Raw genomic sequence first — 25,434 nt, 5'->3', positions numbered from 1 at the left:
CCCCGCGGGTGCGGGGGCCGGCGCGCGGTGTGGTCCGCCTGCCGGGGACGGCGGCTTCGGGGACCGTCGGCGTCCTCGTCAGCCGGCGAGGAGCTGGAGCGTGTCGATCACGCGGTTCGAGAAGCCCCACTCGTTGTCGTACCAGGCGACGACCTTGATGTGGCGGCCCTCGACGCGGGTGAGTTCCGAGTCGAAGATCGAGGAGGCCGGGTTGCCGGTGATGTCGGAGGAGACGAGCGCGTCCTCCGAGTACTCCAGGACGCCCTTGAGCGGGCCCTCGGCGGCGGTGCGGTACGCCGCGAGGACGTCCTCGCGGGTCACGTCGCGGGAGACGGTCGTGTTCAGCTCGACGATCGAGCCGACCGGGACCGGCACGCGGATCGAGTCGCCGGACAGCTTGCCGTCGAGGTTCGGCAGCACGTGGCCGATGGCCTTGGCGGCGCCCGTCGAGGTGGGGACGATGTTGACGCCGGCGGCGCGGGCGCGGCGCGGGTCGCGGTGCGGGCCGTCCTGCAGGTTCTGCTCCTGCGTGTAGGCGTGGACCGTCGTCATGAAGCCGTGCTCGATGCCGGCGAGGTCGTCGAGGACCTTGGCCAGGGGAGCGAGCGCGTTGGTCGTGCACGAGGCGTTCGAGACGATCGTGTGCAGCTCCGCGTCGTACGCGTCGGTGTTGACGCCGTACGCGAGGGTGACGTCGGCGCCGTCGGCGGGGGCGCTGACGAGCACCTTCCTGGCACCCGCGTCGATGTGGGCGCGGGCCGCCTTGGCCGAGGTGAAGCGGCCGGTCGCCTCCAGGACGATGTCGACGCCGAGTTCGGCCCAGGGAAGCTGCGCCGGCTCGCGCTCGGCGAGCACCTTGATGCGGTGCCCGTCGACGACCAGGGTGTCGCCGTCCACGCTCACGGGGCGGCCGAGGCGACCGGAGGTCGAGTCGAAGGCGAGAAGACGCGCGAGCGCGGTGGGCTCGGTGAGGTCGTTGACGGCGACGATCTCGAGGCTGCTGTCGCGCTCGAGCAGCGCGCGCAGCACGTTGCGTCCGATGCGGCCGAATCCGTTGATGGCGATACGAGTCATGGCGATGTCCCTTCGGTTCGCCACCCATGCTCGTGCGCGGCGCCCGCCCGTGACAGCGGCGTGATCGCCACGGTCCGCAAGTATCGCGCCAGAGCGCGGCGGGCCCCGGGACCGGGCCCCGTCCCCTCTACTCGCCCTGGGCGAACGTGCGCCGGTACTCGCTCGGCGTGGTGCCCAGGATCCGCTGGAAGTGCAGCCGCAGATTGGCCCCGGTGCCGAGGCCCACGTCGGCGGCGATCTGCTCGACGCCCCGCTCGGAGCGTTCGAGCAGCTCGCGGGCCCGGTCGACGCGGGCCCGCATGACCCACTGCATGGGGGTGTAGCCGGTGTCCTCGACGAACCGGCGCGAGAAGGTGCGCGCCGACACCGCCGCGTGCCGGGCCAGGACGTCGAGGGTGAGGGGTTCGCCGAGCCGGTGCAGCGCCCACTCGCGGGTGGCGGCGAACCGCTCGCCGAGCGGTTCGGGCACGCTGCGCGGCACGTACTGCGCCTGGCCGCCGCTGCGGTACGGGGCGGCGACCAGGCGCCGGGCCGCGTGGTTCGACGCGGCCACCCCGAGGTCCCCGCGCAGGATGTGCAGGCACAGGTCGATGCCCGAGGCGGCACCGGCGGACGTCAGGACGCTGCCCTCGTCGACGAAGAGGACGTTCTCGTCGACGCGGATCAGGGGGCGCTTCGCGGCGAGCGCCCGCGCGTAGTGCCAGTGCGTGGTGGCGCGCCTGCCGTCGAGGAGTCCCGTGGCGGCCAGCGCGAAGGCGCCCGTGGAGATCGCGGCGAGCCGCGCGCCCCGCGCGTGGGCGGCGATCAGCGCGTCGACGACGGCCCGCGGCGGGTCCTCGCGGTCGGGGAAGCGGTAGCCGGGGACGAAGACGATGTCGGCCCACGCGAGCGCGTCCAGGCCGTGGGCGACCTGGTACGCCAGGCCGTCGCCCCCGGCGACGACGCCGGGTTCGGCGCCGCACACCCGTACCTCGTACGGCATGCTCGCGCGGGTCGTGAACACCTGCGCGGGGATGCCGACGTCGAGGGGTTTCGCCCCTTCGAGGACGAGGACGGCGACGCGATGCAGACGGGAAACGGGCACGTCATGAGGGTACGCGGGGCGTGTCGGGGGTGGGGCGCGGGCATCCGGGTCCGACCGCGGCAGGGGGGACGCGCGAACCGGGAGCGGCCTCTTCGCATTCCGTTACCCGTGTCAGGAACCCTTCCCGGGCGTTGGCACTCATGATCAATGGGCCCGGGGCCGCACCGTGACGGCGGCGCTCCTCCGGGCTCCGCGGCGCACCGCTGCCGTGTGCCGTTCCGGACGATTCCGACGAAGTCGAGGAAACCACCGTGCCCCTGACGCCGCACCGACGCCTGGTCGTGAGCGCCACCCTGATCGCCGCACTCGCCGCGGGCGTGGCTCCCGCCACCAGTGCGTCCGCCGCCCCGCGGACCCCGGTCGTCCCGCAGGCCCCCGCCGCCCCGACGGCGAAGACCGTTCCCGCCCCCGACATGAAGGGCGTGGCCACCGCGCTGGACGCCGCCCTGGCCAACGGCGCGCCGGGGGCGATGGCCCGCTTCTCCGGCCCCGGCGGCGTCCAGAGCCGCGCGGTCGGCGTCCAGGACCGGGTGAAGGGCACGCCCATGGACGTCCGGTCGCGGTTCCGCATCGGCAGCGTCAGCAAGACGTTCTCCGCGGTCGTGCTCCTCCAGCTGGTGCAGGAGAAGCGGCTGAGGCTCGATGCGCCGGTCAACGCGTACCTGCCCGGCCTGCTCCCCGACGACCGCATCACGGTCCGTCACCTGCTCACCCACCGCAGCGGGCTCGCCGACTACACCGACCCGATGTTCGCCGCCACGGTGCCGGGCTTCGAGTCCGTGCGGAACAGGGTGTTCGGCTACCGGGAGCTCGTGAATCTCTCCCTGGCGCTGCCCCGGACCACCGAGCCCGGCGTGTCGTACAAGTACTCGAACGCCAACTTCGTGGTGGTCGGGATGCTCGTCGAGAAGCTCACGGGCAAGCCGGTGGCGGACGCGTACCAGCGCCGCATTTTCACGCCGCTGGGGCTGCGGGACACCTCGTACGTCCACCCCGACACCCGCATCGCGGGCCGGCACGTGCGCGGTTACCTGTACCCCGACGCGGCCGGCGACCCGCTGGTGGACTCCACGGAACAGACCGCGTCCTGGGCGCAGTCGGCCGGGGCCGTCATCTCCAGCCCCGCCGATCTGAACACCTTCACCGAGGCCCTCATGAGCGGCCGTCTGCTGTCCCCGGCCATGATGGAGGCGATGACGACGGTGACGCCGACGGACACCACCGGCGCCCGGTTCTACGGGCTCGGCCTGCGCCGCTACGACCTGTCGTGCGGCACCCGGGTGTACGGCCACACCGGCACCGTGCAGGGCTTCTACACGTACGCCTTCTCGACGCGCGACGGCCGGCGCAGCCTCTCGGCCATGGCCAACTCCTCGAACCGCGGCGTGGTCAACACGGCGCTCGGCGGAACGCTGGAGGCGGCGTTCTGCGGCAGGAAGCCGACCGTGGCGCCGTCGTCGCGCGCCGCCTCGCCCTCGGCCCGTGACTTCTCGTCGCTGCCGGCGGAGCGGGACCTGGCCGAGCGGCACTGACCGGCTCCCCGAGGGGGCGTCCGCGGTCTCCACCGGGCGGACGCCCCCTCGGGTTCACGCCTGGTACTCGGTGAGGTCGATGGCGTAGACGCGCAGGGGCACGCCGAGGACCGGGTGGTCCAGGTCGCGCTCGGGCGCCATGCCGAGCTTGGCGGCGACGTTCTCGGACGCGCGGTCGCCGAGGTGCGTGACGGCGACGACCCGGTCGAGCCCCCGGTCCTGGAGCGCCCACTCGAGGACCGCGTGGGCGGCCTCGGAGGCGTACCCCTGGCCCCAGAACTGCCGGCCGAGACGCCAGCGGATCTCGACGTCCGGCACCGTCTCGTCCGGTACGGAGAGCCCCGCGAGGCCGATCAGCTCGCCGGAGGCGATGAGCTCCACGGCGAAGAGGCCGAAGCCCTCCTCGTCCCACTCCTCCTCGTACCGCTCGATGTCCTCGGCGGTCTCCTCCAGGTCTCGGAGGGAGCCGTCGCCGATCCGGCGCATGACCTCGGGGTCGGCGTTGATCTCGGACAGCGGGACGAGGTCGTCGTCGCTCCAGCGGCGGAGGACGAGGCGGGGGGTGCGGATCTCGGTCATGGTCCCATCCTGACGCACGCGGCGGACCGCCCGCGCCACCGGGCGACGGGGGTCCGCCGGCCACGGCCCCGCACATGGTGACGCCCCGGAGGCGCCGGCTGCCTCCGGGGCGTTTCCCGGTCCCGTGGTACCGCGGACCGTGTCGCGGTCCGTGTTACGGGACGATCCGCAGGAGGCGGTTCGGGGAGCCGCTGCCCGGGCCGGTGACCTTGCCGGGCGTGGAGCCGTTGACGAGGGCCGTGGCGACCTGGGCCGGGGTGGCGGAGGGGTGTCCGGCGAGGTAGACCGCCGCGGCGCCCGCCACGTGCGGGGCGGCCATCGAGGTGCCCGAGATGGTGTTGGTGGCGCTGTCGCTCGTGTGCCAGCCCGCGGTAATGGACACACCGGGGGCGAAGAGGTCGAGCACCGAACCGTAGTTGGACCAGCTCGCCTTCGCGTCGGTGTTGCTCGTGGCGCCGACGGTGAGGGCCTCGGCGACCCGGGCGGGCGACGAGGAGGAGGCGTTGGCGCCGGAGTTGCCGGCCGCGACGGCGTAGGTGATGCCGTCGGCGATGGACCTCTTCACCGCGTTGTCGAGGGTGGTGGAGGCGCCGCCGCCGAGGGAGAGGTTGGCCACGGCCGGGGTGCCGGCGGTGTGGTGGGAGGTGACCCAGTCGATGCCCGCGATGACGCCGGCGGTGGTGCCGGAGCCGTTGTTGTCGAGGACGCGGACGGCGACGACCTTCGCCTTCTTGGCCACGCCGTAGGTGGTGCCGGCGACGGTCGTGGCGACGTGGGTGCCGTGTCCGTTGCCGTCCTGGGCGACCGTGTCGCCCTCGACCGCGTCGTAGCCGTTCACGGCGCGCCCGGTCAGCTGGGAGTGGCTGATGCGGACCCCGGTGTCGATGACGTAGGCCGTGACGCCGCCGCCCGCGCTGTCGGGGTAGGTGTACGTGCCGGAGAGCGGCAGGTTCGCCTGGTCGATGCGGTCCAGGCCCCAGGGGGCGTTGGTCTGCGTCGCGTCGGAGCGGACCACCTGGTTCTGCTCGACGGAGGCGACGGACGGGTCGGCGGCGAGGCGGCGGGCCGCCGTCGCGTCGAGGGTGGCCGTGTAGCCGTTGAGGGCGGAGCCGAACGTCTTGCGGACGGTGCCGCCGTAGGCGGATATCAGCTTCCGGCCCTTGTCCGAGCCGGCCTTGAAGCCCGCGCCCTGCTTCAGGGTGACGATGTAGCTGCCGGGGACGGCGTCGGCCGAACCCGCCGCGAGGACCGTGCCCTCGGCCGGGGCCGCCTGGGCGGGGACGGCGGCGAAGGTGCCGAGCAGGGCGGCCGCGGTGGCGGCGGAGGCCGTCACGGCGAAGCGGGTCTTGGTGCTCTTCGGGAGTGCCATTGCGAGGGAGTCCTCCTCGTCCGCGTCGTGCCCGGGGGGTGGGACGGCACGACTGTGGGGGGGTGCACGTGGGGCCACGTACACGGTCGGAACCGGTGTGTCCGGTCTCGGCGTGATCAGCAGCCTGGCGGCTCTACGGGCGTAGCTCAAGGAAGTTGACGCCTTGTCATGCATCCGCCATACGCCTGCAATCGAACCCCCTTCGAAGCCCCTCCGGGTGGCCTGATCAGGCACGCGGGTGGCCGGAAACCGGACCGGCCCGGTCTGCACGGTCCGGCCGGCCCGGCTGGTCCGGCTGGTCCGTCTGATCCGTCTGATCCGTCTGATCCGCGGATTCCACCGGAGCCTCCGCGAGGCAGCGGGCGAGCGCCCCGGCGAAGCCGTCCGGGTTGTCCAGCATCAGGTTGTGCCCCGCGCCGGGGACCTCGGTCACCGGGACGCCGAACGCGGCGGCCTTCTCCGCGGCGGCGTCCGGCAGGCTCTCCTCCCCGACGAGGAAAGCGCGGGGCGCCGTGATCCCGGCCAGCAGGTCCCCCGTGGCGGGCGTGCTCCCCTCGACGAGCGCCACCGCACTGCGGTGGACGGCCAGCGGGTCGGCGAGGCGCAGCCGGGCGGCGTAGTCGGCACGTCCGGCGAGGGCGAGCATGCGGGAGAAGCCCCTCTCCACGAACGCCTCCTCGCTCTGGGCGGCCACCGGCGAGCTGAACGCGCCCCCGCCCGCGTACAGGTTGGGCTCCGCCACCACGAGCCGGGCGACCAGGTCGGGCCGGGCCGCCGCCAGGTGGATGGCCACGGCGCCGCCCATCGAGTGCCCGACGAGGTCCACCCCTGCCACACCGAGGTGGTCGAGGACGGCGGCCACCACCGCCGCCTGGGACTCCATGCGGTAGTCGAAGTCCGCGGGCCGGTCGCTCAGTCCGTGCCCGAGGAGGTCCACCAGGAGCGCCCGGCCGCCGCGGAGCGCGGGATGGGTGGCGATGTGGGCGAAGTCCGAGGCGGCCGTGCACCCGAGGCCGTGGACGAAGACCCGTACGGGCTCTTCCCCCGGCAGGTCGATCCACCGGACGTACGCCCGCTCCTCCGTCAGGAACAACTCCCGCATGCCACTGCTCCCCCGCGTCGTACCGCTGTCGTGTCGCCGTCGGGCGCCACCCTACGAGCCGGTACCGACGACACCCGCCGGAGCGGCCTGCTCCCGCGCGCGGGGGCGGTCGGATAGCGTCGGGTCCGACGCCGAGTCGGCGACGCCGGACACGACCCGAAAGGACGCCCATGCCCCTCGAAGGTGAGTACGAGCCCAGCCCGGAGGCGTGGGTGCGGAACCAGGTCGAGCTCTACGAGTCCTCCGGGGGCACGGAGGGCACGACCATGCGCGGCCTGCCCGTGGTCCTGGTGACCAACCGCGGTGCGAAGAGCGGCAAGCTCCGCAAGACCCCGCTGATGCGGGTCGAGCACGACGGGGCGTACGCGCTCGTGGCGTCGAACGGCGGCGCCGTGAAGCACCCCGTCTGGTACCACAACCTCGTCGCCTCGCCGCTGGTCGACCTGCGCGACGGCACCGAGGTGTGGGACATGAAGGCCCGTATCGTCACCGGCGAGGAGCGCCGGGCGTGGTGGGACCGGGCCGTCGCCGCCTTCCCGGACTACGCCGACTACCAGCGCAAGACGGACCGCGAGATCCCGGTGTTCGTGGTGGAGCGGGTCGGCTGACCGACCGGCGGAGGAAGTGCCCGGGCCGGGGGCGGTCCGGGCCCTTCCCCTGTCGTTGCTCAGCCGGTGCGGAGGACCCGGAAGCGGCCGGGTTCCGCCGGGTCCCGGTCGGCGACCTGGACCGGCGCCCAGGTCCACTGCAGGACGCCGATGTCCGGCGTGCGGGAGAACCGGATCGGCCCCCGGGTGCCCTCGGCCTCCACGCGCGGCCACGACGCGGCGACGGACGCCCGGTCCGTGCCGTGGGAACGCAGCGCCGCGGCGAGGAAGGTGACGGTGTCCCAGCCTTCGAAGGCGACGAAGGAGGGGTCCTCGCCCAGCCGTTCGCCCAGTTCCCTCCCGACCCGTTCGCCGAGCGGGCCCGGGGACTCGGGCAGGTAGCGCAGGAACGGGATCCCGGCACCGTCCCCGCCCAGCGCCGCGGCCCATCCCGCGAACTCCGGCTGTCCGGCGGGGGCGCCGATCAGGAGTTCCGCGAGCCGCCGGTCGCCCCGGACGGCCCTGACGATCGGCACCGCCGGTTCCGGTTGGCCGACGAGGAGCAGGAGCGCCGTCGCGCCGTGCTCGACGAGCGCGTCGCACAGGGCCCCGGGGGTGAGCGCGTTCGCGTCGAGTGCGACGACGGTGCCGCCCCGGGGGGCGAGGTGCTCCCGCAGGACGCGGGTTCCGGACGCCCAGTAGACGCTCGGCTGGGTCGCCACGGCGATCCGGTGCCGGCCCTCGGCGAGGAGGAAGTCCGCGTAGAGCCGCCAGCCGTGGGACTGGGCCGGGGCCAGGCGCGCGACCCACTCCGTCGGCTCCTCGGTGAGCGCGTCGAGCACGGCGGAGGAGCAGAGGAACGGCACGCCGAGGGCTGCGGCGCGGGCGGCGGCGGCGCGGGCGACGACGCTGTGGTACTCGCCCGCCACGGCGGCCACGCCCAGGCCGGCCAGTTCGTCCACGGCCGCCGCGGCCCGCTCCGGGTCGGCCGCGGTGTCCCGGACCAGGAGTTCCAGCGGCCTGCCGTCGATGCCGCCGGTGTCGTTGACCTCGCGGACGGCCAGGTCGAGTCCGGCGAGCAGGTGCCGGCCCGCCTCGACCCAGCCGGGCGGCGTCAGCGGAACGAGGGCGCCCAGGCGGACGGGCGGTCCGCCCGCCCGCTGCTCCGCTCCGGACGGCGACGGTGACGTGCTCGGCGGCATGCTCGCTGACGTGTTCATCGGGTGGCGCCTCCCCTGGGACGATGCGGTCGCGGTCCGCCCGGGTCAGGCGCCGGCCGGGACCGGCGGTCCGCGTCCCCCGCGTCCCGGCCCGGCGGGCACACCCGGACGGTCACGCCGGACATTGGATCCGCCGCCGCCCCGGCGGGCAACCGGTTATCCGTCCGCCGGACCGGCCGACCTCGCCGCCGGCCGTACGCCGCCGGTCTCCGTCCCGGGGCCCGGCCGCCCGGTCACCCGGGTCAGCCCCACTCCGAGCAGGACGACCGCCATGCCCGTCACCACCCGTGCGGTCAGCGGCTCGTCGAGGACGAGTGCGCCCAGGGCCACGGACACCACCGGCAGCAGGTAGCCGACCGTCGCGGCGCTGGTGGGGCCCTCCTCGGCGATCATGCGGTAGTTCAGGTGGAAGGTGACCCCGGTCGCGAGGACGCCGAGGACGACGACCGCGCACACCCCGGTCCAGGTGACCGCCGCCGGGCCGCCCGCCGCCGGGACGGGCGCGCTCAGGGCGGTCGCCGTCAGGAGCTGCGCGGCGGAGAGGGCCAGCGGAGCGGTGCCCCGGCCGGTCAGCCGGCGGGCCATGTACGCGAAGGCCACCGCGTAGCTCGCGGAGGCGCCGAGCAGGGCGAGCGCGCCTCCGCTCAGCAGGCCGGAGCCCGCGCTCCAGGGCGCGAAGATCAGCAGGACGCCGGCGAACCCGAGGACGAGCCCGCCGAGCCGGAGGGCGCGGAACGGGCGCTCCGTGCCCAGGCCCAGGCCGATGAGGAGGGACCAGAGCGGGGTGGTGGCGTTCAGGACGCCCGCCACTCCGCTGTCGACGGTCTGCTCGCCGACCGAGAAGAGCAGGAACGGCAGCGCGTTGCAGAAGAAGGCGGCGACGACCAGCCGCCCCCAGGTGCCCCGGTCCCTCGGCAGCCGCTGCCCGGCCCCGTGCGCGAGCGCCAGGAGCACCGCCGCGCCGAGGAGGCACCGCACGAAGGTGATCCATCCCGGTGTGAGGCCCTCGTTGAGGGAGATCTTGATCCAGAGGAAGCCCGAGCCCCAGAGCAGGGCGAGGACGCCCATGCGTGTCGCCGACGTCATGCCTCCACGCTCCCTCGCCCCCTGCGTGCAGGACAAGCGAAGAGTCGTACATCCAGCGTTAAGCTCTCCTACATGCTGGACGTGAAGCGCATGCAGGTGCTCCGGGCCGTGGTCGCCAGCGGCTCCGTCACGGGCGCCGCCGCGAACCTGGGGTACACCCCCTCCGCCGTGAGTCAGCAGATCGCCGTCCTGGAGAAGGAGGCGGGCATCGCGCTGCTCGAACGCTTCGGCCGGGGCGTGCGGCCGACCGCCGCCGGGCTGCTGCTCACCGAGCACGCCGCCGCCATCGGCAGCCGGCTGGCGGAGGCCGAGACCGCCCTCGCGGACCTGCGGGCGGGTCGTACGGGGCGGATCTCCGTCCGCTACTTCGCCACGGCGGGCGCCGACCTCGTCGCCCCCGCCCTGGCCCGCTTCCGTACCGAGCACCCCGGTGTGCGCGTGGATCTGAGGATCGCGGAGGGCGCGCCCGACGCGGAGGCGGACCTCACCCTCGTCGTACGGCCCCGGGGCGGCCCGGACGCGTACGGCGAGGGCTTCCGGCTCGTCCACCTGGTCGACGACCCGTACCGGGCCGTGCTGCCGAAGGGGCATCCGCTGGCCGGCCGCCGCGCCGCCGTCGACCTGGCGGCGCTCGCCGCCGAGCCGTGGGTCGGCAGCGAGCGGCCGGGGCCCTGTCTCGACGCGGTCCTGGACGCCTGCGCGGCGGCCGGGTTCAGTCCGGACGTCGCGGTGGAGTGCGAGGAGTACGCCACCGCCCAGGGTTTCGTCGCGGCCGGCCTGGGCGTCAGTCTGATTCCGCTGATGGGGCTGGGCAGCCGTCACCCGGGCGTGGTCGTCCGCAGGGTCCGGGGCCCGGAGCCGGTGCGCGCGATCCACGCGGCGGTGCGGGAGTCCTCGCTCGCCCTGCCCGCCGTGCGCGGCCTGCTGACCGCGCTCCGGGAGGTGTGAGCGCCCGGGTCAGGCCGGGGCCAGGACCGTTAGGAGGAGGGCGACCTCCCGGGCCACGGCCGCGCGGGCCGGGGTCAGGTAGTGGCGGGGGTCGACCGCGTCGGGGTGGTCGGCGAGGTGGTCCCGGACCGCCCGGGTGAAGGCCTTGTTCAGGTGGGTGGAGACGTTCACCTTGGTCATGCCGGCCGTGACGGCGGTGGTGAGGTCCGCGTTCGAGACGCCGGAGGAGCCGTGCAGGACCAGCGGCACGTCGACCGCGACGCGCAGACGGGCGATCAGGTCGAAGTCGAGGACCGCGTCACGGGTCAGCATCTGGTGGGAGCTGCCGACGGCGACGGCAAGGGCGTCGACTCCGGTGGCGGCGACGAAGGCGCGGGCCTCCTCCGGGTCCGTGCGCACGCCCGGGGTGTGGGCGCCGCCCTTGCCGCCGACCTCGCCGAGTTCGGCCTCGACCCAGACGCCGTGGCGGTGGCACTCCTCCACGATCTCGCGGGTCGCGGCGACGTTCTCGGCGTAGGGGAGCTTCGAGGCGTCGAACATGACGGAGCCCAGGCCGAGTCCGACGGCCTCGCGGACGAGGTCGGGGTTCTCGGCGTGGTCGAGGTGGACGGCCACGGGGACCTTGGCGGCGCGGGCGACCGCCAGGGAGGCGAGGGCGACCGGCTCCAGGGCGCCGTGGTAGCGGACGGTGTTCTCGCTGATCTGGAGGACGACCGGCCGGTCGGCGTCCTCGGCGCCGGCCACGATGGCCTGGGCGTGTTCGAGCTGGAGGACGTTGAAGGCCCCCACTCCGGTGCCGGCCGCGCGGGCGCGGCGGGCGATCTCGTCGGTCGGCGTCAGCGGCATGGCGCGTCTTCTTCCGGGATGCGGTCGGCTTCTTCTGGGGTGCGGTCGGCGGGGCGGCGGCCGGGCGCGGCCGTCGGGGCGCCGGACACGACGGCCCGGTCGGCGGACATGGCCGCCGGGCCGTCGGGTGCGGCCGCCGTGTCGCCGGGCGTGGCTGTCGGACCGTCAGGCATGGACGTCGGAGAGGACCACGGAGCGGGTCAGGTTGCGCGGGGTGTCGGGGTTCAGGCCCCGGGCCTCCGCGACGGCGACGGCGAGGCGCTGGGCGCGGACCAGGTCCGCGAGCGGGTCGAGGCCGCTCTCGGAGAGGATGCCGCCGACCTTCCGCACGTCGTCCGCGAGTCCGGCGGGGAGGGCGCCGAAGCCCCAGGCGACCCGGCCGGGGCCGGTGATGCTGATCGGGCCGTGGCGGTACTCCATCGCGGGGTACGCCTCCGTCCACGCGCCCGCCGCCTCGCGCATCTTGAGGCCGGCCTCCAGGGCGAGTCCGTAGGTCCAGCCGCTGCCGAGGAAGGTGAACTGCTCGGCCGTGAGGACGTCTTCGCCCAGCGGGGAGGCGAGGGCCTGCTCGGCGTCCCGCGCGGCGTCCTCGACGGTGGACACGCCCTCGGGGAGGGCGTCCTCGGCCTCCAGGTGGGCGCGGAAGAGGGCGAGCGCCGTGGTGGCGAAGCGGGTCTGGACGACCGACTCCTCGTCCGCGAAGTCGAGGACGGCGACCTCGTCGGCGAGGCCCATCACCGGGGTGGTCGGGTCGGCCGTGACCGCGCCCGTGGGCACGGTGCCGCGCAGCCGGGAGAGGACGGCGAGGACCTCGCTGGTGGTGCCGGAGCGGGTGAGGGCGACGACCCGGTCGTAGCGGCGCCCGTGGGGGAACTCGGAGGCCGCGAAGGCGTCGGTCTCGCCGTGGCCGCCGGACTCGCGCAGCTCGGCGTAGGCCAGGGCCATGAACCAGGAGGTGCCGCAGCCGACGACCGCGACCCGCTCGCCCCGCCGGGGCAGGGCGGCGACGTGCCGGGGCAGGGTGCGGACGGCCTGGCGCCAGGTCGCCGGCTGGGAGGCGATCTCCACGGCGGTGCGGGTGGTGCTCATGCCGATCTCCTTGCAAGAAAGACTGCGAGATATTGAACGAACATGCTTGAAGTCGAAGTCATTCAAGCAGAAACATGCATGACGTTTCCAGATCCCACACCCCTCGGCGGCTAGAATCGGACGCTCGCACGACCGGGAGGGAGGGACCCATGTCCAAGCACGAGCGGTGGAACACGCTCCTCGAACTACTGGCGGCCTCGGGAAGGATCGAGGTGGAGGAGGCGGCGACGACGCTCGACGTCTCTGCGGCCACGATCCGCCGGGACCTCGACGAACTCGCCGAGCAGCAGCTCCTCGTACGGACGCGGGGCGGCGCGGTCGCGCACGGCGTGTCGTACGAACTCCCCCTGCGGTACAAGTCGACGCGGCACGCGCCGGAGAAGAAGCGGATCGCGGAGACCGCGGCCGACCTGGTCGCGCCCGGCGAGGTCGTCGGGCTCAACGGCGGCACGACGACGACGGAGGTGGCGCGGGCGCTGGCGCTGCGGTTCGCGAGCGGACGCGCCGAGGGCCCCGGCCCGGTGACGGCGCCCTCGGGCCCGGCGCTGACCGTGGTCACCAACGCGCTCAACATCGCGGGCGAGCTCGCGGTGCGCCCGCAGATCAAGCTCGTCACGACGGGCGGCGTCGCCCGGCCCCAGACCTACGAGCTGGTCGGCCCGTTGACGGTCGGGGTGCTCAGCGAGGTGGTGCTCGACGTGGTGGTGCTGGGAGTCGACGGGATCGACGCCGGGTTGGGCGTGATGGCGCACCACGAGGACGAGGCGAGCATCAGCCGGCTCTTCGCGGAACGGGCGAGCCGGGTGGTCGTGGTGACCGACTCCTCGAAGATGGGCCGCCGGGCGTTCGCGCGGATCTGCGGCCTGGACCGGATCGACACCCTGGTGACCGACACCGGCATCGCGCCGGAGACGGTCGCCCGGCTCACCGAGGCCGGGGTGAAGGTCCTCACCGTCTGACCCGCCCGCCGCTCCCGGCGGAGGAGCGCTTCGACGACCGGCCCCGACGATCGGAGGGGAGGGCGGGTGCGGCACCGTCAACGGCCGGCGTGCGCGGCGCGGCGGATCGTGGCGTCGAGGAGGCCGAGCGCGTCCTCGGCCGTGCGTCCGGGAGCCCTGTTCCACGGACCGATGAGGTCCCGCCAGCCCCGCGACCGCAGCTCGGTCATGATCCAGGCGGCCGCCTCGTTCATGGTGTCCGCGCCGCCGTGACCGAGGCGGTGGGCCGCGAGGAGCGCCCCGCAGACGCAGCGGGCCCCGCGCCTGTCGCGCAGTCTGTACGGGGCGTTCTGCCAGCCCCACTCGGTCAGGACGAGGCGCGCGTAGCCGAGGTGGACCGAGGGGCGCAGCTCGGGCCGGCCGATGCGGCGCCAGACGTGGAGACGGTCCGGCAGTACGGCTCCGATCCGGCCGGGGAGGCGCTCGGCCGGGCCCGGGGCCGGGAGCGCGTCGAGCGCCTCGGCCACGAGCCGGTCCACGGGCACGCTGAGCAGGTCCCGCCAGCCCCGCCCCTCCCCCGGCGGCAGCGGCTCGGGGGCGGGCGCGAGCGGTTCGGGAGCGGTCCAGTCGGTGACGAGCCGCTGCCAGACGGCGCTCTCGTAGAGGGCGGCGGCCTCGCGGTCGAGGGTGTCGGGGGCGTCGGGGGCGAGCTGGGGAACGGCGGGTGGCATCGGGCGGCTCCTGGGTCGGGCACTTCATCCTTCGAGAAGGATGTCGGCTTTGCACCCTTTGCCCTTGAGTGACCCTGATGAGAACAAAGCACCCCTCACTCTCCCGAAGGCCCCACTCCATATATTTTCGCCTTATTTACCCATCAATGGAATTACGCCGCATATTCGGACATAACTCACCGGGTGACGCGACTCACTCCGCACGGCCCACCACACGGCCCCCACCCGCCCCGCCCCATACCGCACAAGGAAGTTCGGCACTTCTGCGGACCGGCCGATCTTGAATTCCCCGAATTCGGTGATCCAATTACGGGGGCCACCGCTCTGATCCTCTTGTTATTCGCCGCATTACTGGCCTACGGTCACCCCCATTCGAGCGGAACGCCTAATCCTGCCGCCGCTCGACAACCTCCCTTTTCACCCGACGGCAGGAGCGGGGGACCCACGAATACGCCGGCCCGGAATCCGGGACGGCTCGGGGTGCAGCCGCGTGCGCGCGGCCGGACATCTCCCGTCCGAACCCGACAGCTCACCTCGTAGGCGCCGGAGAGGAATCCGTCATGCCTGCACACGGTAAGCACCGCCGCATCCGCCGCAGCCGCGTCTCCCGCGGTCTGGCCCTGGTCGGGACGGGTGGGGCCGCGCTGTCCCTGCCCCTGATCGCCTCCACCACGGCCGGAGCCGCGACCGCCGCGCCCGCCGCCGGGACCCCGGAGATCGCCGCCGAGGCCTTCGCCGCTCCCGCCGCCGCCCCGGTCGCCGCCAAGGCCCCGGCCGCCCCGGCGGCCGCGCGCACGTACACCGTCGTGAGCGGTGACTCGCTTTCCCTGATCGCCCAGAAGAAGGGAATTCAGGGAGGCTGGAAGAGCCTTTACCGTGCCAACCAGAGCGCCGTGGGTGACAACCCGTCACTCATTCACCCCGGTCTGGAACTGACGATTCATCGGGGTTCGGCCGAGGCCGCTCCCGCGCGGGCCGAGACGCAGGAAAAGGCCGAGCGGAAGAGCACCGCGAAGACGGAGAAGTCCGGTACGACCGAACGGGCGAACCGCTCCGAGCGCCGCGCCACGCCGACCGCCGCCACCACCGGCACGGGTGCCTCCGCCGCCGCTCCCGCGGTCGCCGCCGCCCCGGCCGCCGTCCCCCAGTACACCGACAACCTCGACGGCTGGATCCGGGAGTCGCTGGACGTCATGGCCCGGCACGGCATCCCCGGTTCCTACGAGGGCATCCACCGCAACATCATGCGCGAGTCCTCCGGCAACCCGCTGGCCATCAACAACTGGGACATCAACGCCGTCAACGGCACCCCCTCGAAGGGCCTCCTCCAGGTCATCGAGCCGACGTTCCTCGCCTACCACGTGCCCGGCACGGCGATGGACCTGTACGACCCGGTCGCCAACATCACCGCCGCCTGCAACTACGCGGCCGACCGCTACGGCTCCATCGACAACGTCAACGGGGCCTACTAGTCCGCACCGGGCACTTCCGGGGCCGGGGCGCCCCGGAAGTGCTTGGTGAACCAGGAGGTGGCGAGCTCCGCCACCTCCTCCAGGGCGCCGGGCTCCTCGAAGAGGTGGGTGGCGCCCTCCACCACGTCCAGCCGGTGCTCGCAGCGCAGCAGCGCCCCGGCCCGCCGGTTGAGGTCCAGGACCAGCGGGTCCTCGCCGCCCACCACCAGGAGGGTCGGGGCCCGCACCCCGGCCAGGCGGTCGGCCGCGAGGTCCGGCCGCCCGCCGCGCGAGACGACGGCGGCGACGGGGGACGCGGGGTCGCCCGCCGCCCACAGCGCGGCCGCCGCCCCCGTGCTCGCGCCGAAGTAGCCGAGCGGGAGGCCCGCGACGTCGGGCCGCTCGGCCAGCCGCTCCGTGGCCCCGGCGAGCCGCCCCGCGAGGAGCGGGGTGTCGAAGACGTGCGCCCGGTCGGCCGCCTCGGCCTCTCCGAGCAGGTCGAACAGCAGGGTCCCGAGACCGGCCCTGTTCAGCTCCGCCGCGACCGCCCGGTTCCGGGGGCTGTGGCGGCTGCTGCCGCTGCCGTGGGCGAACAGGACGAGCCCGACGGCCCCCTCGGGCACGGCGAGCCTCCCGGCGAGGACGGCGCCGTCGACCGGGATCCGTACGTCCGTGTCCAGGACGACGGGGTCGCGCGCGGCCCGGCTCCGGTCCAGACAGGCGATCACCTCGTCGTCCGGCGTCTGCGGGAACTCCCGGTAGAACTGGCCGACGGCGTAGAACCCCTCCGGGGTGCGGACGCCGACGGTCTCGTCGGCCTCGCCGCCGAGTCGGGCCGTCCAGCCGGGCGGAGCGACCGGCACCGCGAGGACGATCCGGGCCGCTCCCCGGGCGCGGACCACCCGGCAGGCCGCCAGGGCCGTGGCGCCGGTGGCCAGCCCGTCGTCGACGACGAGGACCGTCCGCCCTTCGAGCGGCACGGGCGTCCGGCTGCCCCGGTAGCGGCGGGCGCGCTGGTCCAGTTCGGCCAGCTCGCGCTGCTCCACGGCGGCCAGCGCGCGGTCGTCCACCCCGGCCTCGTGGATCACCCCGTCGTTGAGCACCCGCACGCCGCCCTCGCCGATCGCGCCCATCGCGACCTCCGGCCGGTGGGGCACGCCCAGCTTCCGCACGAGGCAGATGTCGAGCGGGGCGCCGAGGGCGTCGGCGACCTCGGCGGCCACCGGCACGCCGCCGCGCGGAAGGCCGAGGACCACGACGTCCTGGTCCCTGAAGTGGTCGAGCCGGGCGGCGAGCTGCCGCCCGGCGTCGCCGCGATCGCTGAAGAACATGGTCCGACGCCCTTCCGCCTGTGCGCCCGCCCGGGCGGGCCCGGGACGGACGACCACGTTCCTCCAGGGTAGGCGCGGCGGGCCGCGGGGGTCGCCGTCAGGCGGCGAGGAAGGCCTCGATGGCCTCGGCGAGGGCCTTCGGGGTCTCCTCGGGGGCGTGGTGCCCGGCGTCCTCGATGACCTCCAGGCGCGCGTTGGGGTACCAGCGCAGCCAGGTGCCCTCCATCGCCTCGGCGCCGAGCGCCGGGTCGTGCGCGCCGACGACGAGGAGGACGGGCGTGGGGTTGTCGCGGACGCGCTCGTGGAAGTCGGCGCGGGACCAGGAGTCCAGGTAGGCGCGGAAGGCCGTGGCGGAGGAGCGGCCGAGGGAGCGGTCGACGAGCCTGCCGAGCCAGGCGTCGTCGTACCGGCCGCCGGTGGTGTGGTCGATGATCGCGCGCCGGTTGGCCGGCTCCCCGGCGGCACCGGCGAAGAGGTCCCAGGACTCCCCGTCGAGGGGGAACCCGGCGGCGGAGACCGGCGAGACGCCGATGAGCGAGCGCACCCGGCCGGGGGCTTCGAGGAGCATCAGCTGGGCCGCCTTGCCGCCCATCGAGTGGCCGATGACGGAGAAGGAGTCCCAGCCGAGGTCGTCGGCGACCGCCAGGGCGTCGGCGGCGACCTCCTCCATCGTGTAGGCGCCCTCATGGTCGAGGGCCTCGCCGTAGCCGCGGCAGTCGACGAAGGCGTAGGTGCCGACGGCGCCGTCCAGATGGGCGCGCAGCGGGGCGAAGCCGGTGCGGTCGCCGAACCAGTCGTGGAGCACGAGGGCCCTCGCCGGCCCCTCGCCGTGGACGTCGTACGGAAGAACCCGGCCGGTCATCGTGCCCCCTGGTCGCGCGGTGGCGCCGCCGATTCGACGACGGCGGTCGACCACCGAGTGTGACGGAACGGGCGCACACGGTCAACGCCCTCGACCGGTGGAGGGTCCTCCCGGGATGCGGGCGCTTCGGCTCCCGGGGCATCCTTGCTGTGTGACCTCGCACGGTGCTTCCGGCCTCGGCCCGGCGGGCGGTACCGGGCGTCCGTCCGGGAGCGGAGCCGGCGGCGAGCCCGCTCCCGTAGCCCTGACGTGGGCGCTCGCGGAGGCGGCGCTCGGGGCCGTGGAGGAGGTCGGCGGATACGCGGGCGGGGTGTACCTGCGCTCCGAGACTCCCGGTCTGCTGCGGCTCGCGGTCCTCGTGGGGCTGCCGGGGCCGTTGTTCCGACCGTGGTGGCGGATGCACGCCAATCGTCCGTTCCCGGTGGCGGAGGTCCACCGTTCGGGCCAGGCCGTCCACCTCGCCGACGTCGAGGAGGCGATGCGACGCTTCCCCCAGCTGGTGGCGAGCCTGCCGTTCCCCTTCGCTTCGCTGTACGCGCCGGTGACGGCGGGCCGCGAGCGCTTCGGCGTGCTCGTGGCTCTGCGCGCGCCCACCCCGGGCGTACCGGTGGACGCGCGGGACCGGAGCCGGATGACGCGGGGCGCGCTCCGGCTCGGCGAGGCCCTCACCGAGCTGTCCCACGCGGGAACGGCGGTCGAGTGGGCGGGCGATCCGGTGTGCGTGCAGCTGCCGACCGGCTCGGGACCGCCGGTGCGGTTCGGCTCCTTCGACTGGGACCTGGTCGCGGGCACCGTGACGATGGACGAGGGTCTCCTGAAGATCCTCGGCGCGGGTGTGCCCTCGTCCTGCACGATCGAGACCCTCATGTCCCTCCTGGAGCCGGAGGACGGGTACGCGCTGTGGGCGGCGGCCCGGCACGCGACGGGCGCCGGCGGGCGCCCCCTGGTGCGCCGGCTCCGGCTGAAGGGCCCGGACGGCGGGCTGCACCTCCTGGAGGTGTCCGCACGCGCGCGGCGGACCGGCACCGAGAAGGGCTCCAGACTCGTGGGCACCCTCGTCGACCTCGGTACCGGCCTGATCGGCTCGGACGCCACCGACCGGCTGCCGCGGGCGCTCCTGGCCGTCGACCGACTCGGCCGCGTCACGTACGTCAACGAGCGCACGGAGCAGTTGCTCGGCCGGCCGCGCGGGGACCTGGCCGGGCGGCCGCTGTGGGAGGCGCTGCCCTGGTTCGGGCACGCCTTCCACCAGGAGCAGCTGCGCGCCGCCCTGCTCTCGGGCGAACCGGTGCGCTTCCTGGCCCGCCCCGAGGGGGGCCACTGGCTGTCGGTCTCGCTGCATCCGGGACGGGACGGGGTGACGATGGTGCTCCAGCCCGAGGAGGGGGTGGCGGTCCGCGCGCACGGGGCCGGGACGGGCCGGCGCATCGCGGACGACCTGGCCTCGCCCGGGGACCGGGCGGCGGACCTGTACCGGCCGGTGGCCCTCGCGATCGCGCTCACCGAGGCGGTGACGGCGCGCCAGGTGTCGGCGGTGGTGACGGAGGAGCTGCTGCCGGCGTTCGGCGGGCGGCAGCTGGCGATCTACCTGCTGAGCGACCGGCGCCTCTACCTGGCGTGGGAGACGGGTTTCCCGCAGGGCTTCCTCGAACCCTTCGACGGCGTGGGCCTGGACGCGCGGGTGCCTGGGGTGGTGACGCTGACGACGGGCAGGCCGCTGTTCTTCGAGTCCATGGAGCAGTTGGGCCGGGCGTATCCGGGCCTTCCGCTGGACGCGGAGCAGGGGGCTCGGGCGTTCCTGCCGCTGATCGCCTCGGGCCGGCCGGTGGGCTCCTGCATCCTCGGCTTCGACCAACCGCGCGGGTTCAGCCCGGAGGAGCGGACCGTCCTCACGGCGCTCGCGGGGCTGATCGCGCAGGCCCTGGAGCGGGCGCAGCGGTACGACACCGAGTCGGCGGTCGCGCGCGGGCTCCAGGACGCGCTGCTGCCGCACCGGTTGCCGGTCCGGGTCGGGGTGGACACGGTGGGCCGCTACCTTCCGGGCACGCAGGGCATGGACGTGGGCGGGGACTGGTACGACGTGATCGAGACGGAGCAGGGGCGGCTCGCCCTGGTCATCGGCGACGTGCAGGGCCACGGGGTGGCCGCCGCCGCCACCATGGGCCAGCTGCGCAGCGCGGTGCGGGCGTTCGCGCTCGGGGGCCACCGGCCGCAGGACGTCATGCGGGGCACCAACCGGCTCCTGATCGACCTGGATCCGGGGCAGTTCGCGAGCTGCTGCTACGTCCTGCTCGATCCGGAGACGGGCGAGGCGCGGGCGGTGCGGGCGGGACACCCGCAGCCGCTGCTGCTGCGGCCGGACGGGACGGCGCGGCAACTGGACCTGCCGGGCGGGATGGTCCTCGGGATCGACGACGGGGCCACGTACCCGGTGTCCAGGCTGCGGCTGGCCCCCGGGGCGGTGCTCGCGCTGTTCACGGACGGGCTCGTGGAGCGGCCGGGCAGGGACATCGACGAGGGGATCGAGCGGTTGCGCCGGGCGCTCGCCGCGACGGCCTCCCTGCCGCTCTCGGAGACGGCGGACCGGCTGACCCGGGAGGCCCGGCAGGCCACGGCCCGGCCGGACGACATCGCCCTGCTGCTCGCGGCGCGTTGGCCGGAGGGCGGCTGAACCGTACGGGGAGGTCCGCGCCGGGCGGAAGGAGCGTAGGGGGATCCGAGCCGGGCGAAAGAGCCGTACGGAGGGAGTCCGCGCCAGGTCGGAGGAGTCCGGCGGCGGTACGCGTGCGCGTGTCCCGTTCACCCGGTCGGGCCCGCGGCACTGGTCGGCGGCCCCGGGCCCGGGGAGGCTGGGGGTGCCGCGCCGATCAGGCCGGACGAGTCAGGGCGGAAGCCCGAGGAGGACACGTGCAGCAGGACAAGCAGCCCGAGTACGGCCCCGTGGTCTTCCGCGACCGCTCGGCCGGGTACGCGTTTCTGACCCGCTCCACCGCGACCAGCGACCGGACCATCGAGTGGGACGACGGCAACACGTACCCCGTGATCGACGTCGAGATCTCCTCCGAGAGCCACCCGTTCTACACGGGCAAGGCGCGGACCGTGGACACCGAGGGCCGGATCGCCAGGTTCGAGCGCCGTTTCGGCGAGCAGGGCTCTTCGGAGGGCTGAGCACTCCCCCGGGGCAGCGGCCCGGCCTTCAGGGCTTCGGGAACGCGGCGGGGCGGGAACACGGGTCCGTGGGACCGCGTTCCCGCCCCGGCCGGGGTCGGTGAGCGGGGGCCCGGGGCCCTCCGCTCAGCTCCGGAAGGCGATCAGGCCTTCACGACGCCGGACTCGGCGACCTTGACGGAGGCCTTGGTGGAGCCGGAGGGGGAGCCGAGGCCCTCGATCTTCTTGACCAGGTCCTGGCCCTCGACGACCTCGCCGAAGACGACGTGCTTGCCGTCGAGCCAGTCGGTGACGATCGTGGTGATGAAGAACTGCGAGCCGTTGGTGTTCCGGCCGGCGTTGGCCATCGAGAGCAGGAACGGGCGGTCGTGCTTCAGCTGGAAGTTCTCGTCCGCGAACTTCTCGCCGTAGATGCTCTTGCCGCCGGTGCCGTTGCCGTTGGTGAAGTCGCCGCCCTGGAGCATGAACTGCGGGATGACGCGGTGGAACGGGGAACCGGCGTAACCGAAGCCGTGCTGGCCGGTGGCGAGCTCGCGGAAGTTCTGCGCGGTCTTCGGCACGACGTCGTCGAACAGCTGGAAGACGATGCGGCCCGCGGGCTCGTCGTTGATGGTGATGTCGAAGTAAACGTTGTCGCTCATGGGGACATCCTGTCATTACTCGCGCACCGGGTGCGCACGGGCTGCCTCCGGCCGTGTCACGGCGCGCCGGTGCCCCGCCGCCCGTGGGGAGCGCGGGGCACCGTTCGCACCGCCGGACAGGTCCTAGAGCAGTCCGCCGGTCTCCGGGGACTGGAGGGCGCCCCCGGCGCCCTGGACGGTGTCCTGGAGGACGGACTCGGCGCCCTTGTCCTCCTGGAGGAGGCCGAGGGGGCTGCCGACGGGGTTGTCCCCGACGACGGCGTTGGCCTGCGGCGGAGGTGTGATGAGGGCGGTGACGACACCTGCGGCGAGGGAGGCGATGGCGAGCATGCTGCGCTTCTTCATGCCCGGGTCAACTGCCGAACGGCCGAGGGGTTACGGGCTTTCCCGGATCGGACGCGGATCGGGCCCGGTCCGGCCCCGTACCCAGACGAGCAGCAGCAGGGAGGCGACGGCGGCGAGGGCGCACCAGGTGGAGACGAACTCGGTGGTCCACAGGAGGGCGCAGACGACGGCTCCGGCCCCGGCCAGGAGCCCGAGGAGCCGCAGGAGCCGGTCGCGGGCGAGGAGCAGGGCGCCGACGGTGGCGAGGAGGTACGCGGCGAGGAGCAGCGGCGCGTGCGGCAGGTCGACGACGTAGCCGAGGGTGCGGCCGCGGATCTCGGCGGTGACGGGGCCGGTGGCGAGCCGGTGCGCCAGGACGCCGGCGGTCGCGAGACCGGCGGCGAGCGGTACGAGCAGGCGCGGCCGGTCGGCGGGGCGGGCGGCGGTCAGGACGCCGACGGAGAGCCAGAGGGGCAGCAGGGGAAGGGCGATGACGGCCCAGGCGAGGGTGGCGGGCCCGGATCCGCCGCCGGCGTGCCAGACGGCGGCCTCCACGACCTGGTGGGCGCCCAGGAGCAGGGGCAGGGCGGCGAGCGGCGCGTCCCCGGGACGCCGTACGGAGGCGAGGGAGGCCACGCCCACGGCGCCGATCCCGAGGCCCGCCCAGAGGTCGGCCGTCGCGCTCCAGCACATAGCGCACTTCTACCCCATATCGGGTGGAACCGTACGGCCGTGGCGGATGTCTCTCCCGGTGACATCACTGTCCCCGAGCACCAGGAAATGGGGGACGTCATGCAGCACCGTCATGCGTTCGCCGCCGTCTCCGCCGTCGCCGCGGGAGTCCTGCTGACCGCCGGGATCGGCGCCACGATCCCGGCGGGCGCGGCCGGCACCCCGCCCCGGAGCGGGCCCGCCCCGTCCACGGCCCTGGTCGTCGACGCCCGCTGGGGCGGCCACGCGGCCTTCGACCGGCTCGTGATCGACGTGCGGGGCGCCGTGCCCGCGGTCACCGTGCGCCAGGTCTCCGCCCTGTACCAGGACGGCTCGGGACGAAAGGTCCCACTGCCGGGGAGGTACTTCCTGGAGATCAGGCTCTCCCCCGCCGCCGCCCACGACGGCGCCGGAAGGTCCGTGTACCGGGGCCCCCGGCTGGCCGAGGTCTCCCTGCCCGCGCTCAAGGGGGTCGCGCTGACGGGCGACTTCGAGGGCGTGGTCACCGTCGGAGCGGCCTTCGACGCCAAGCCGGTCCACAAGACCTTCCGGCTGCACGCGCCGGAGCGACTCGTGGTCGACATCGCCCATCCGGTGGGCTGCCGGTCCTGAGGCGCGCCGCCGGTGCGGCCGGTCGGCCGCACCGGCACGCGCGTGCCTTTCCTACGAGCCGGTCTCCACGTACAGGGGGATTCCGGTCCGCCGGGCGCGGTCGGTCGCCGCGAGGCGGGCGAACTCGGCCGGGTCCATCTCCCGCTCCCATTCGTCGAGGGTGCGCAGGCGGTACTCGCTGTGTTCGCCGGGGTCGAGGACGACGGCGGCGATCTGCTCGTCCGTCAGTTCGCCCCCGTCGAAGACGAAGCCGATGTGGTTGGCGGGCCAGGCGTCGCCCCGGTCGGTCGTGAAGTGGGTGCCGAGCAGCCGGGGCTCGCCGGTGAAGACGATGCCGGTCTCCTCGCGGCACTCGCGCACCGCCGTCTCCCAGGGCGTCTCCCCCGGGTCCATGTTGCCGCCGGGCCACTGCCACATCCGGGAGTGGTAGGTGGCGCGCAGCTGGAGGGGGCGGCCCCTGGTGTCGGTGAAGTAGAGGCAGGCGTAGGCCGTCGCTCTCGGCAGGGTCGCTACGTACTCGACGGGCGGCAGCCAGATATTCGCCATGGGGCGGCTCTCTCTCGACGGGCCGATGGGGTCGCCTCCATCCAAGCGGTCGCGGAAGCGCGGACCGGCCGCTCGCGGGCGGATCACCGGATCGTGTGATCAGGCCCTGCCCGCGGGCCCTCCGGGGCGGTGCAGGAGGCGGCGCAGGCGGCGCCGGACGAGCTGCTCGTGGACGAGGCGGCCGACGAGGGCGCCGCCGTAGACGACGAAGCCGACGCCGACGAGCCAGGACTGGAGGACGAGGACGGTGCCGAACTGGCCGTACGTCACCGCGTTCGAGGCGATGAGGGGGGAGAAGACGAGCTGGGAGAAGATCCGCAGCCCGAGGAGGCCGAGCGCGGTGAGGACGGCGCCGGGGAGGAGGGCGCGCCAGCGGATGCGTCCGCAGAGCAGGAAGCGCTGGGACCACCAGAAGAAGAGGAAGGTGCCGAGGGTGTCGCCGACGGCGACGGCGGCGGTGGTGAGGGCCGGGGCGTCCTCGGGGGCGGGGAAGGCGACGAAGACGAGGAGGGCCGCGACGAGGACGGCGAGCCAGACGACGTGCCGCCACATGGTGTGCCAGCGGGCCGTGGGGAGGTCCCAGACCCGTTCGTACCCGGTCTGCACGGCGGATCCGAAGGTGACGCCGAAGGCGGCGAGGGCGGCGAGGCCGAAGGCGGTGGTGCGTTGCAGGGCCTGACCCGGCCGGCCGAAGAGCTGTTCGACCTCCTCCTGGGAGACCTCGGTGACGCCGAGGCCCTGGACGAGCCAGCGGGCGAAGCCCTGTCCCCTGGCGAGGTCGGCCGCCGCGACGACGATGAGGAGGGGGACGAGGGTGAGCAGGCTGAGCGCCGCGAAGCCCATGGCGCGGTGCATGAGTTCCATGGCGCGGCCGCGGTTCCACGCGAGGCCGACGGGGGAGGCGGCGACGCGGTCGTGGACCCGTCGGAACCAGTGGCCGTGTTCGGTGGGGGCACCGTCGTGCGGCGGACCGGATGTGGAGGGCATGCCTCGTGAGGTACCCGGCCGGGCGGCGCGGCATCGCGGGGGTGCCGCCGAACGGGTGGGGCGGGTGTCCGGAGGGAGGGGGCCGGGCCCCGGAAGGGCGGGAAGTGGGCGCCGGAAGGAGGTTCAGGCGGGGAGGGGGCGGGCGCCGGGGCCGGGGCGGACGGTGACGTCGCGGGCGGAGAGGGTGGCCCGCTCCTCGCCCTCGCACTGGACGACCACGCGGACGGGGGCTCCGCAGTCGGCGTGGCGGATGTCGAGGACGGGGCCTCCCGGAGCCTCCACGTGGGCGTCGCCCCACTGCTTGAGCGCGAGGAGCACGGGCCAGAGGTCGACGCCCTTGGCGGTGAGCCGGTACTCGTACCGCGTCCGGGCGCCCGGCTCGCGGTAGGGCTCGGCGCGCAGGACCTCCGCCGCGACGAGCTTGCGGAGGCGGTCGGCGAGGACGGCCTCGGAGAGCCCGAGGTGCCGGCGGAACTCGTCGTAGCGGCGCACGCCGTTGAACGCGTCCCGCAGGATCAGCAGGGTCCACTTCTCGCCGACCAGGTCCAGGGCGCGCCGGACCGAGCAGTTCTCCGTGTCCGTCTCCAGCCACTTCATCGTCCCACTCTAACCACCT

Annotated in this window: 26 protein-coding genes and 1 riboswitch; of the genes, 8 read left to right on the top strand and 18 right to left on the bottom strand. The window is 74.3% G+C overall.

Annotated elements, in window-relative coordinates:
• Positions 1-78: 78 nt before the first annotated feature.
• Together gap and AB0398_RS30095 are read right to left on the bottom strand one after the other, a co-directional pair.
• On the bottom strand, positions 79-1,074 hold the full coding sequence (gene gap / locus AB0398_RS30100) for a type I glyceraldehyde-3-phosphate dehydrogenase (RefSeq protein WP_366378812.1): 996 nt from the start codon (positions 1,072-1,074) through the stop codon (positions 79-81).
• Positions 1,075-1,201: 127 nt separating this feature from the next.
• Positions 1,202-2,158, bottom strand: a complete 957-nt coding sequence (locus AB0398_RS30095; RefSeq protein WP_366378811.1) for a helix-turn-helix domain-containing protein — start codon at positions 2,156-2,158, stop codon at positions 1,202-1,204.
• Positions 2,159-2,409: 251 nt separating this feature from the next.
• Between AB0398_RS30095 and AB0398_RS30090 the strand changes: the two genes are divergently transcribed.
• Positions 2,410-3,690 (top strand): serine hydrolase domain-containing protein, encoded by a 1,281-nt coding sequence (locus tag AB0398_RS30090; protein WP_366378810.1) that lies wholly within the window; start codon positions 2,410-2,412, stop codon positions 3,688-3,690.
• Between the two features lie 54 nt (positions 3,691-3,744).
• On the opposite strand, the gene AB0398_RS30085 is transcribed toward AB0398_RS30090, so the two are convergent.
• The 3 genes from AB0398_RS30085 to AB0398_RS30075 form a co-directional block, all read right to left on the bottom strand.
• A complete protein-coding gene (locus tag AB0398_RS30085; protein WP_366378809.1) occupies positions 3,745-4,269 on the bottom strand; it encodes a GNAT family N-acetyltransferase in 525 nt (174 codons plus the stop codon).
• Positions 4,270-4,423: 154 nt separating this feature from the next.
• Positions 4,424-5,638 carry a S8 family peptidase gene (locus tag AB0398_RS30080; RefSeq protein ID WP_366378808.1) on the bottom strand — a complete coding sequence of 405 codons (1,215 nt, stop codon included), beginning with the start codon at positions 5,636-5,638 and terminating at the stop codon, positions 4,424-4,426.
• A gap of 226 nt (positions 5,639-5,864) precedes the next feature.
• On the bottom strand, positions 5,865-6,740 hold the full coding sequence (locus AB0398_RS30075) for an alpha/beta hydrolase (RefSeq protein ID WP_366378807.1): 876 nt from the start codon (positions 6,738-6,740) through the stop codon (positions 5,865-5,867).
• A gap of 170 nt (positions 6,741-6,910) precedes the next feature.
• Between AB0398_RS30075 and AB0398_RS30070 the strand changes: the two genes are divergently transcribed.
• Positions 6,911-7,348, top strand: a complete 438-nt coding sequence (locus tag AB0398_RS30070) for a nitroreductase family deazaflavin-dependent oxidoreductase (protein WP_366378806.1) — start codon at positions 6,911-6,913, stop codon at positions 7,346-7,348.
• A 59-nt stretch (positions 7,349-7,407) separates the two neighbouring features.
• Here the strand turns inward: AB0398_RS30070 and AB0398_RS30065 are convergent, their stop codons facing one another.
• Together AB0398_RS30065 and AB0398_RS30060 are read right to left on the bottom strand one after the other, a co-directional pair.
• On the bottom strand, positions 7,408-8,547 hold the full coding sequence (locus AB0398_RS30065; RefSeq protein WP_366378805.1) for an ABC transporter substrate-binding protein: 1,140 nt from the start codon (positions 8,545-8,547) through the stop codon (positions 7,408-7,410).
• Positions 8,548-8,703: 156 nt separating this feature from the next.
• Positions 8,704-9,633, bottom strand: a complete 930-nt coding sequence (locus AB0398_RS30060) for a DMT family transporter (protein ID WP_366378804.1) — start codon at positions 9,631-9,633, stop codon at positions 8,704-8,706.
• A gap of 72 nt (positions 9,634-9,705) precedes the next feature.
• On the opposite strand from AB0398_RS30060, the gene AB0398_RS30055 reads away from it, so the two are divergent.
• On the top strand, positions 9,706-10,581 hold the full coding sequence (locus tag AB0398_RS30055; protein ID WP_366378803.1) for a LysR substrate-binding domain-containing protein: 876 nt from the start codon (positions 9,706-9,708) through the stop codon (positions 10,579-10,581).
• A gap of 9 nt (positions 10,582-10,590) precedes the next feature.
• On the opposite strand, the gene AB0398_RS30050 is transcribed toward AB0398_RS30055, so the two are convergent.
• Together AB0398_RS30050 and AB0398_RS30045 are read right to left on the bottom strand one after the other, a co-directional pair.
• Positions 10,591-11,427, bottom strand: coding sequence for a class II fructose-bisphosphate aldolase (locus AB0398_RS30050; protein ID WP_366378802.1), 837 nt, complete (start codon positions 11,425-11,427; stop codon positions 10,591-10,593).
• Positions 11,428-11,592: 165 nt separating this feature from the next.
• Complete coding sequence (locus AB0398_RS30045) at positions 11,593-12,516, bottom strand: sugar isomerase (RefSeq protein ID WP_366378801.1); 924 nt, start codon at positions 12,514-12,516, stop codon at positions 11,593-11,595.
• Positions 12,517-12,665: 149 nt separating this feature from the next.
• Between AB0398_RS30045 and AB0398_RS30040 the strand changes: the two genes are divergently transcribed.
• Entirely contained in the window at positions 12,666-13,475 is an 810-nt protein-coding gene (locus AB0398_RS30040; protein WP_366378800.1) for a DeoR/GlpR family DNA-binding transcription regulator, read from the top strand.
• 77 nt (positions 13,476-13,552) lie between these two features.
• On the opposite strand, the gene AB0398_RS30035 is transcribed toward AB0398_RS30040, so the two are convergent.
• A complete protein-coding gene (locus AB0398_RS30035) occupies positions 13,553-14,185 on the bottom strand; it encodes a hypothetical protein (RefSeq protein ID WP_366378799.1) in 633 nt (210 codons plus the stop codon).
• Positions 14,186-14,557: 372 nt separating this feature from the next.
• A riboswitch (cyclic di-AMP (ydaO/yuaA leader) is annotated at positions 14,558-14,741 on the top strand.
• A gap of 4 nt (positions 14,742-14,745) precedes the next feature.
• Between AB0398_RS30035 and AB0398_RS30030 the strand changes: the two genes are divergently transcribed.
• Positions 14,746-15,657 (top strand): LysM peptidoglycan-binding domain-containing protein, encoded by a 912-nt coding sequence (locus AB0398_RS30030; RefSeq protein ID WP_366378798.1) that lies wholly within the window; start codon positions 14,746-14,748, stop codon positions 15,655-15,657.
• Here the strand turns inward: AB0398_RS30030 and AB0398_RS30025 are convergent.
• A complete protein-coding gene (locus tag AB0398_RS30025; protein ID WP_366378797.1) occupies positions 15,654-16,967 on the bottom strand; it encodes a phosphoribosyltransferase family protein in 1,314 nt (437 codons plus the stop codon). The two genes, AB0398_RS30030 and AB0398_RS30025, sit on opposite strands and share 4 nt — an antisense overlap.
• Before the next feature lie 97 nt (positions 16,968-17,064).
• Positions 17,065-17,829, bottom strand: coding sequence for an alpha/beta hydrolase (locus AB0398_RS30020; RefSeq protein WP_366378796.1), 765 nt, complete (start codon positions 17,827-17,829; stop codon positions 17,065-17,067).
• 151 nt (positions 17,830-17,980) lie between these two features.
• On the opposite strand from AB0398_RS30020, the gene AB0398_RS30015 reads away from it, so the two are divergent.
• Positions 17,981-20,500 (top strand): SpoIIE family protein phosphatase, encoded by a 2,520-nt coding sequence (locus AB0398_RS30015; RefSeq protein WP_366378795.1) that lies wholly within the window; start codon positions 17,981-17,983, stop codon positions 20,498-20,500.
• A gap of 236 nt (positions 20,501-20,736) precedes the next feature.
• A complete protein-coding gene (locus AB0398_RS30010) occupies positions 20,737-20,997 on the top strand; it encodes a type B 50S ribosomal protein L31 (protein ID WP_030212502.1) in 261 nt (86 codons plus the stop codon).
• 143 nt (positions 20,998-21,140) lie between these two features.
• Here AB0398_RS30010 and AB0398_RS30005 read toward each other — a convergent pair whose 3' ends face one another.
• From AB0398_RS30005 to AB0398_RS29995, 3 genes are all read right to left on the bottom strand, one after another.
• Positions 21,141-21,638, bottom strand: a complete 498-nt coding sequence (locus AB0398_RS30005; protein WP_366378794.1) for a peptidylprolyl isomerase — start codon at positions 21,636-21,638, stop codon at positions 21,141-21,143.
• Positions 21,639-21,761: 123 nt separating this feature from the next.
• Entirely contained in the window at positions 21,762-21,983 is a 222-nt protein-coding gene (locus tag AB0398_RS30000) for a hypothetical protein (RefSeq protein ID WP_366378793.1), read from the bottom strand.
• Positions 21,984-22,013: 30 nt separating this feature from the next.
• Complete coding sequence (locus tag AB0398_RS29995; protein ID WP_366378792.1) at positions 22,014-22,655, bottom strand: DUF6629 family protein; 642 nt, start codon at positions 22,653-22,655, stop codon at positions 22,014-22,016.
• 99 nt (positions 22,656-22,754) lie between these two features.
• Between AB0398_RS29995 and AB0398_RS29990 the strand changes: the two genes are divergently transcribed.
• Positions 22,755-23,285: a hypothetical protein gene (locus tag AB0398_RS29990; protein ID WP_366378791.1), complete on the top strand. Its 531-nt coding sequence runs from the start codon at positions 22,755-22,757 to the stop codon at positions 23,283-23,285.
• Between the two features lie 51 nt (positions 23,286-23,336).
• Here AB0398_RS29990 and AB0398_RS29985 read toward each other — a convergent pair whose 3' ends face one another.
• The 3 genes from AB0398_RS29985 to AB0398_RS29975 form a co-directional block, all read right to left on the bottom strand.
• A complete protein-coding gene (locus tag AB0398_RS29985) occupies positions 23,337-23,831 on the bottom strand; it encodes an NUDIX domain-containing protein (protein ID WP_366378790.1) in 495 nt (164 codons plus the stop codon).
• Between the two features lie 99 nt (positions 23,832-23,930).
• Positions 23,931-24,818, bottom strand: coding sequence for a YhjD/YihY/BrkB family envelope integrity protein (locus AB0398_RS29980; protein ID WP_366378789.1), 888 nt, complete (start codon positions 24,816-24,818; stop codon positions 23,931-23,933).
• A 123-nt stretch (positions 24,819-24,941) separates the two neighbouring features.
• Complete coding sequence (locus AB0398_RS29975) at positions 24,942-25,415, bottom strand: helix-turn-helix domain-containing protein (protein WP_366378788.1); 474 nt, start codon at positions 25,413-25,415, stop codon at positions 24,942-24,944.
• Positions 25,416-25,434 lie beyond the last annotated feature (19 nt).

The organism is Streptomyces sp. NPDC086147 (assembly GCF_040702165.1).
Classification (GTDB): Bacteria; Actinomycetota; Actinomycetes; order Streptomycetales; family Streptomycetaceae; genus Streptomyces.
This window is presented reverse-complemented; position numbering and strand designations above follow the sequence as displayed.

Coding starts and splice junctions, on each gene's coding strand:
- AB0398_RS30050 (WP_366378802.1), bottom strand. CDS start 11,427: ATGCCGCTGACGCCGACCGACGAGATCGCCCGCCGCGCCCGCGCGGCC.
- AB0398_RS30070 (WP_366378806.1), top strand. CDS start 6,911: ATGCCCCTCGAAGGTGAGTACGAGCCCAGCCCGGAGGCGTGGGTGCGG.
- AB0398_RS29975 (WP_366378788.1), bottom strand. CDS start 25,415: ATGAAGTGGCTGGAGACGGACACGGAGAACTGCTCGGTCCGGCGCGCC.
- AB0398_RS30075 (WP_366378807.1), bottom strand. CDS start 6,740: ATGCGGGAGTTGTTCCTGACGGAGGAGCGGGCGTACGTCCGGTGGATC.
- AB0398_RS30040 (WP_366378800.1), top strand. CDS start 12,666: ATGTCCAAGCACGAGCGGTGGAACACGCTCCTCGAACTACTGGCGGCC.
- AB0398_RS30065 (WP_366378805.1), bottom strand. CDS start 8,547: ATGAACACGTCAGCGAGCATGCCGCCGAGCACGTCACCGTCGCCGTCC.
- AB0398_RS29995 (WP_366378792.1), bottom strand. CDS start 22,655: ATGTGCTGGAGCGCGACGGCCGACCTCTGGGCGGGCCTCGGGATCGGC.
- AB0398_RS30020 (WP_366378796.1), bottom strand. CDS start 17,829: ATGACCGGCCGGGTTCTTCCGTACGACGTCCACGGCGAGGGGCCGGCG.
- AB0398_RS30055 (WP_366378803.1), top strand. CDS start 9,706: ATGCTGGACGTGAAGCGCATGCAGGTGCTCCGGGCCGTGGTCGCCAGC.
- AB0398_RS30085 (WP_366378809.1), bottom strand. CDS start 4,269: ATGACCGAGATCCGCACCCCCCGCCTCGTCCTCCGCCGCTGGAGCGAC.
- AB0398_RS30045 (WP_366378801.1), bottom strand. CDS start 12,516: ATGAGCACCACCCGCACCGCCGTGGAGATCGCCTCCCAGCCGGCGACC.
- gap (WP_366378812.1), bottom strand. CDS start 1,074: ATGACTCGTATCGCCATCAACGGATTCGGCCGCATCGGACGCAACGTG.
- AB0398_RS30030 (WP_366378798.1), top strand. CDS start 14,746: ATGCCTGCACACGGTAAGCACCGCCGCATCCGCCGCAGCCGCGTCTCC.
- AB0398_RS30060 (WP_366378804.1), bottom strand. CDS start 9,633: ATGACGTCGGCGACACGCATGGGCGTCCTCGCCCTGCTCTGGGGCTCG.
- AB0398_RS29980 (WP_366378789.1), bottom strand. CDS start 24,818: ATGCCCTCCACATCCGGTCCGCCGCACGACGGTGCCCCCACCGAACAC.
- AB0398_RS29985 (WP_366378790.1), bottom strand. CDS start 23,831: ATGGCGAATATCTGGCTGCCGCCCGTCGAGTACGTAGCGACCCTGCCG.
- AB0398_RS30000 (WP_366378793.1), bottom strand. CDS start 21,983: ATGAAGAAGCGCAGCATGCTCGCCATCGCCTCCCTCGCCGCAGGTGTC.
- AB0398_RS29990 (WP_366378791.1), top strand. CDS start 22,755: ATGCAGCACCGTCATGCGTTCGCCGCCGTCTCCGCCGTCGCCGCGGGA.
- AB0398_RS30035 (WP_366378799.1), bottom strand. CDS start 14,185: ATGCCACCCGCCGTTCCCCAGCTCGCCCCCGACGCCCCCGACACCCTC.
- AB0398_RS30080 (WP_366378808.1), bottom strand. CDS start 5,638: ATGGCACTCCCGAAGAGCACCAAGACCCGCTTCGCCGTGACGGCCTCC.
- AB0398_RS30005 (WP_366378794.1), bottom strand. CDS start 21,638: ATGAGCGACAACGTTTACTTCGACATCACCATCAACGACGAGCCCGCG.
- AB0398_RS30025 (WP_366378797.1), bottom strand. CDS start 16,967: ATGTTCTTCAGCGATCGCGGCGACGCCGGGCGGCAGCTCGCCGCCCGG.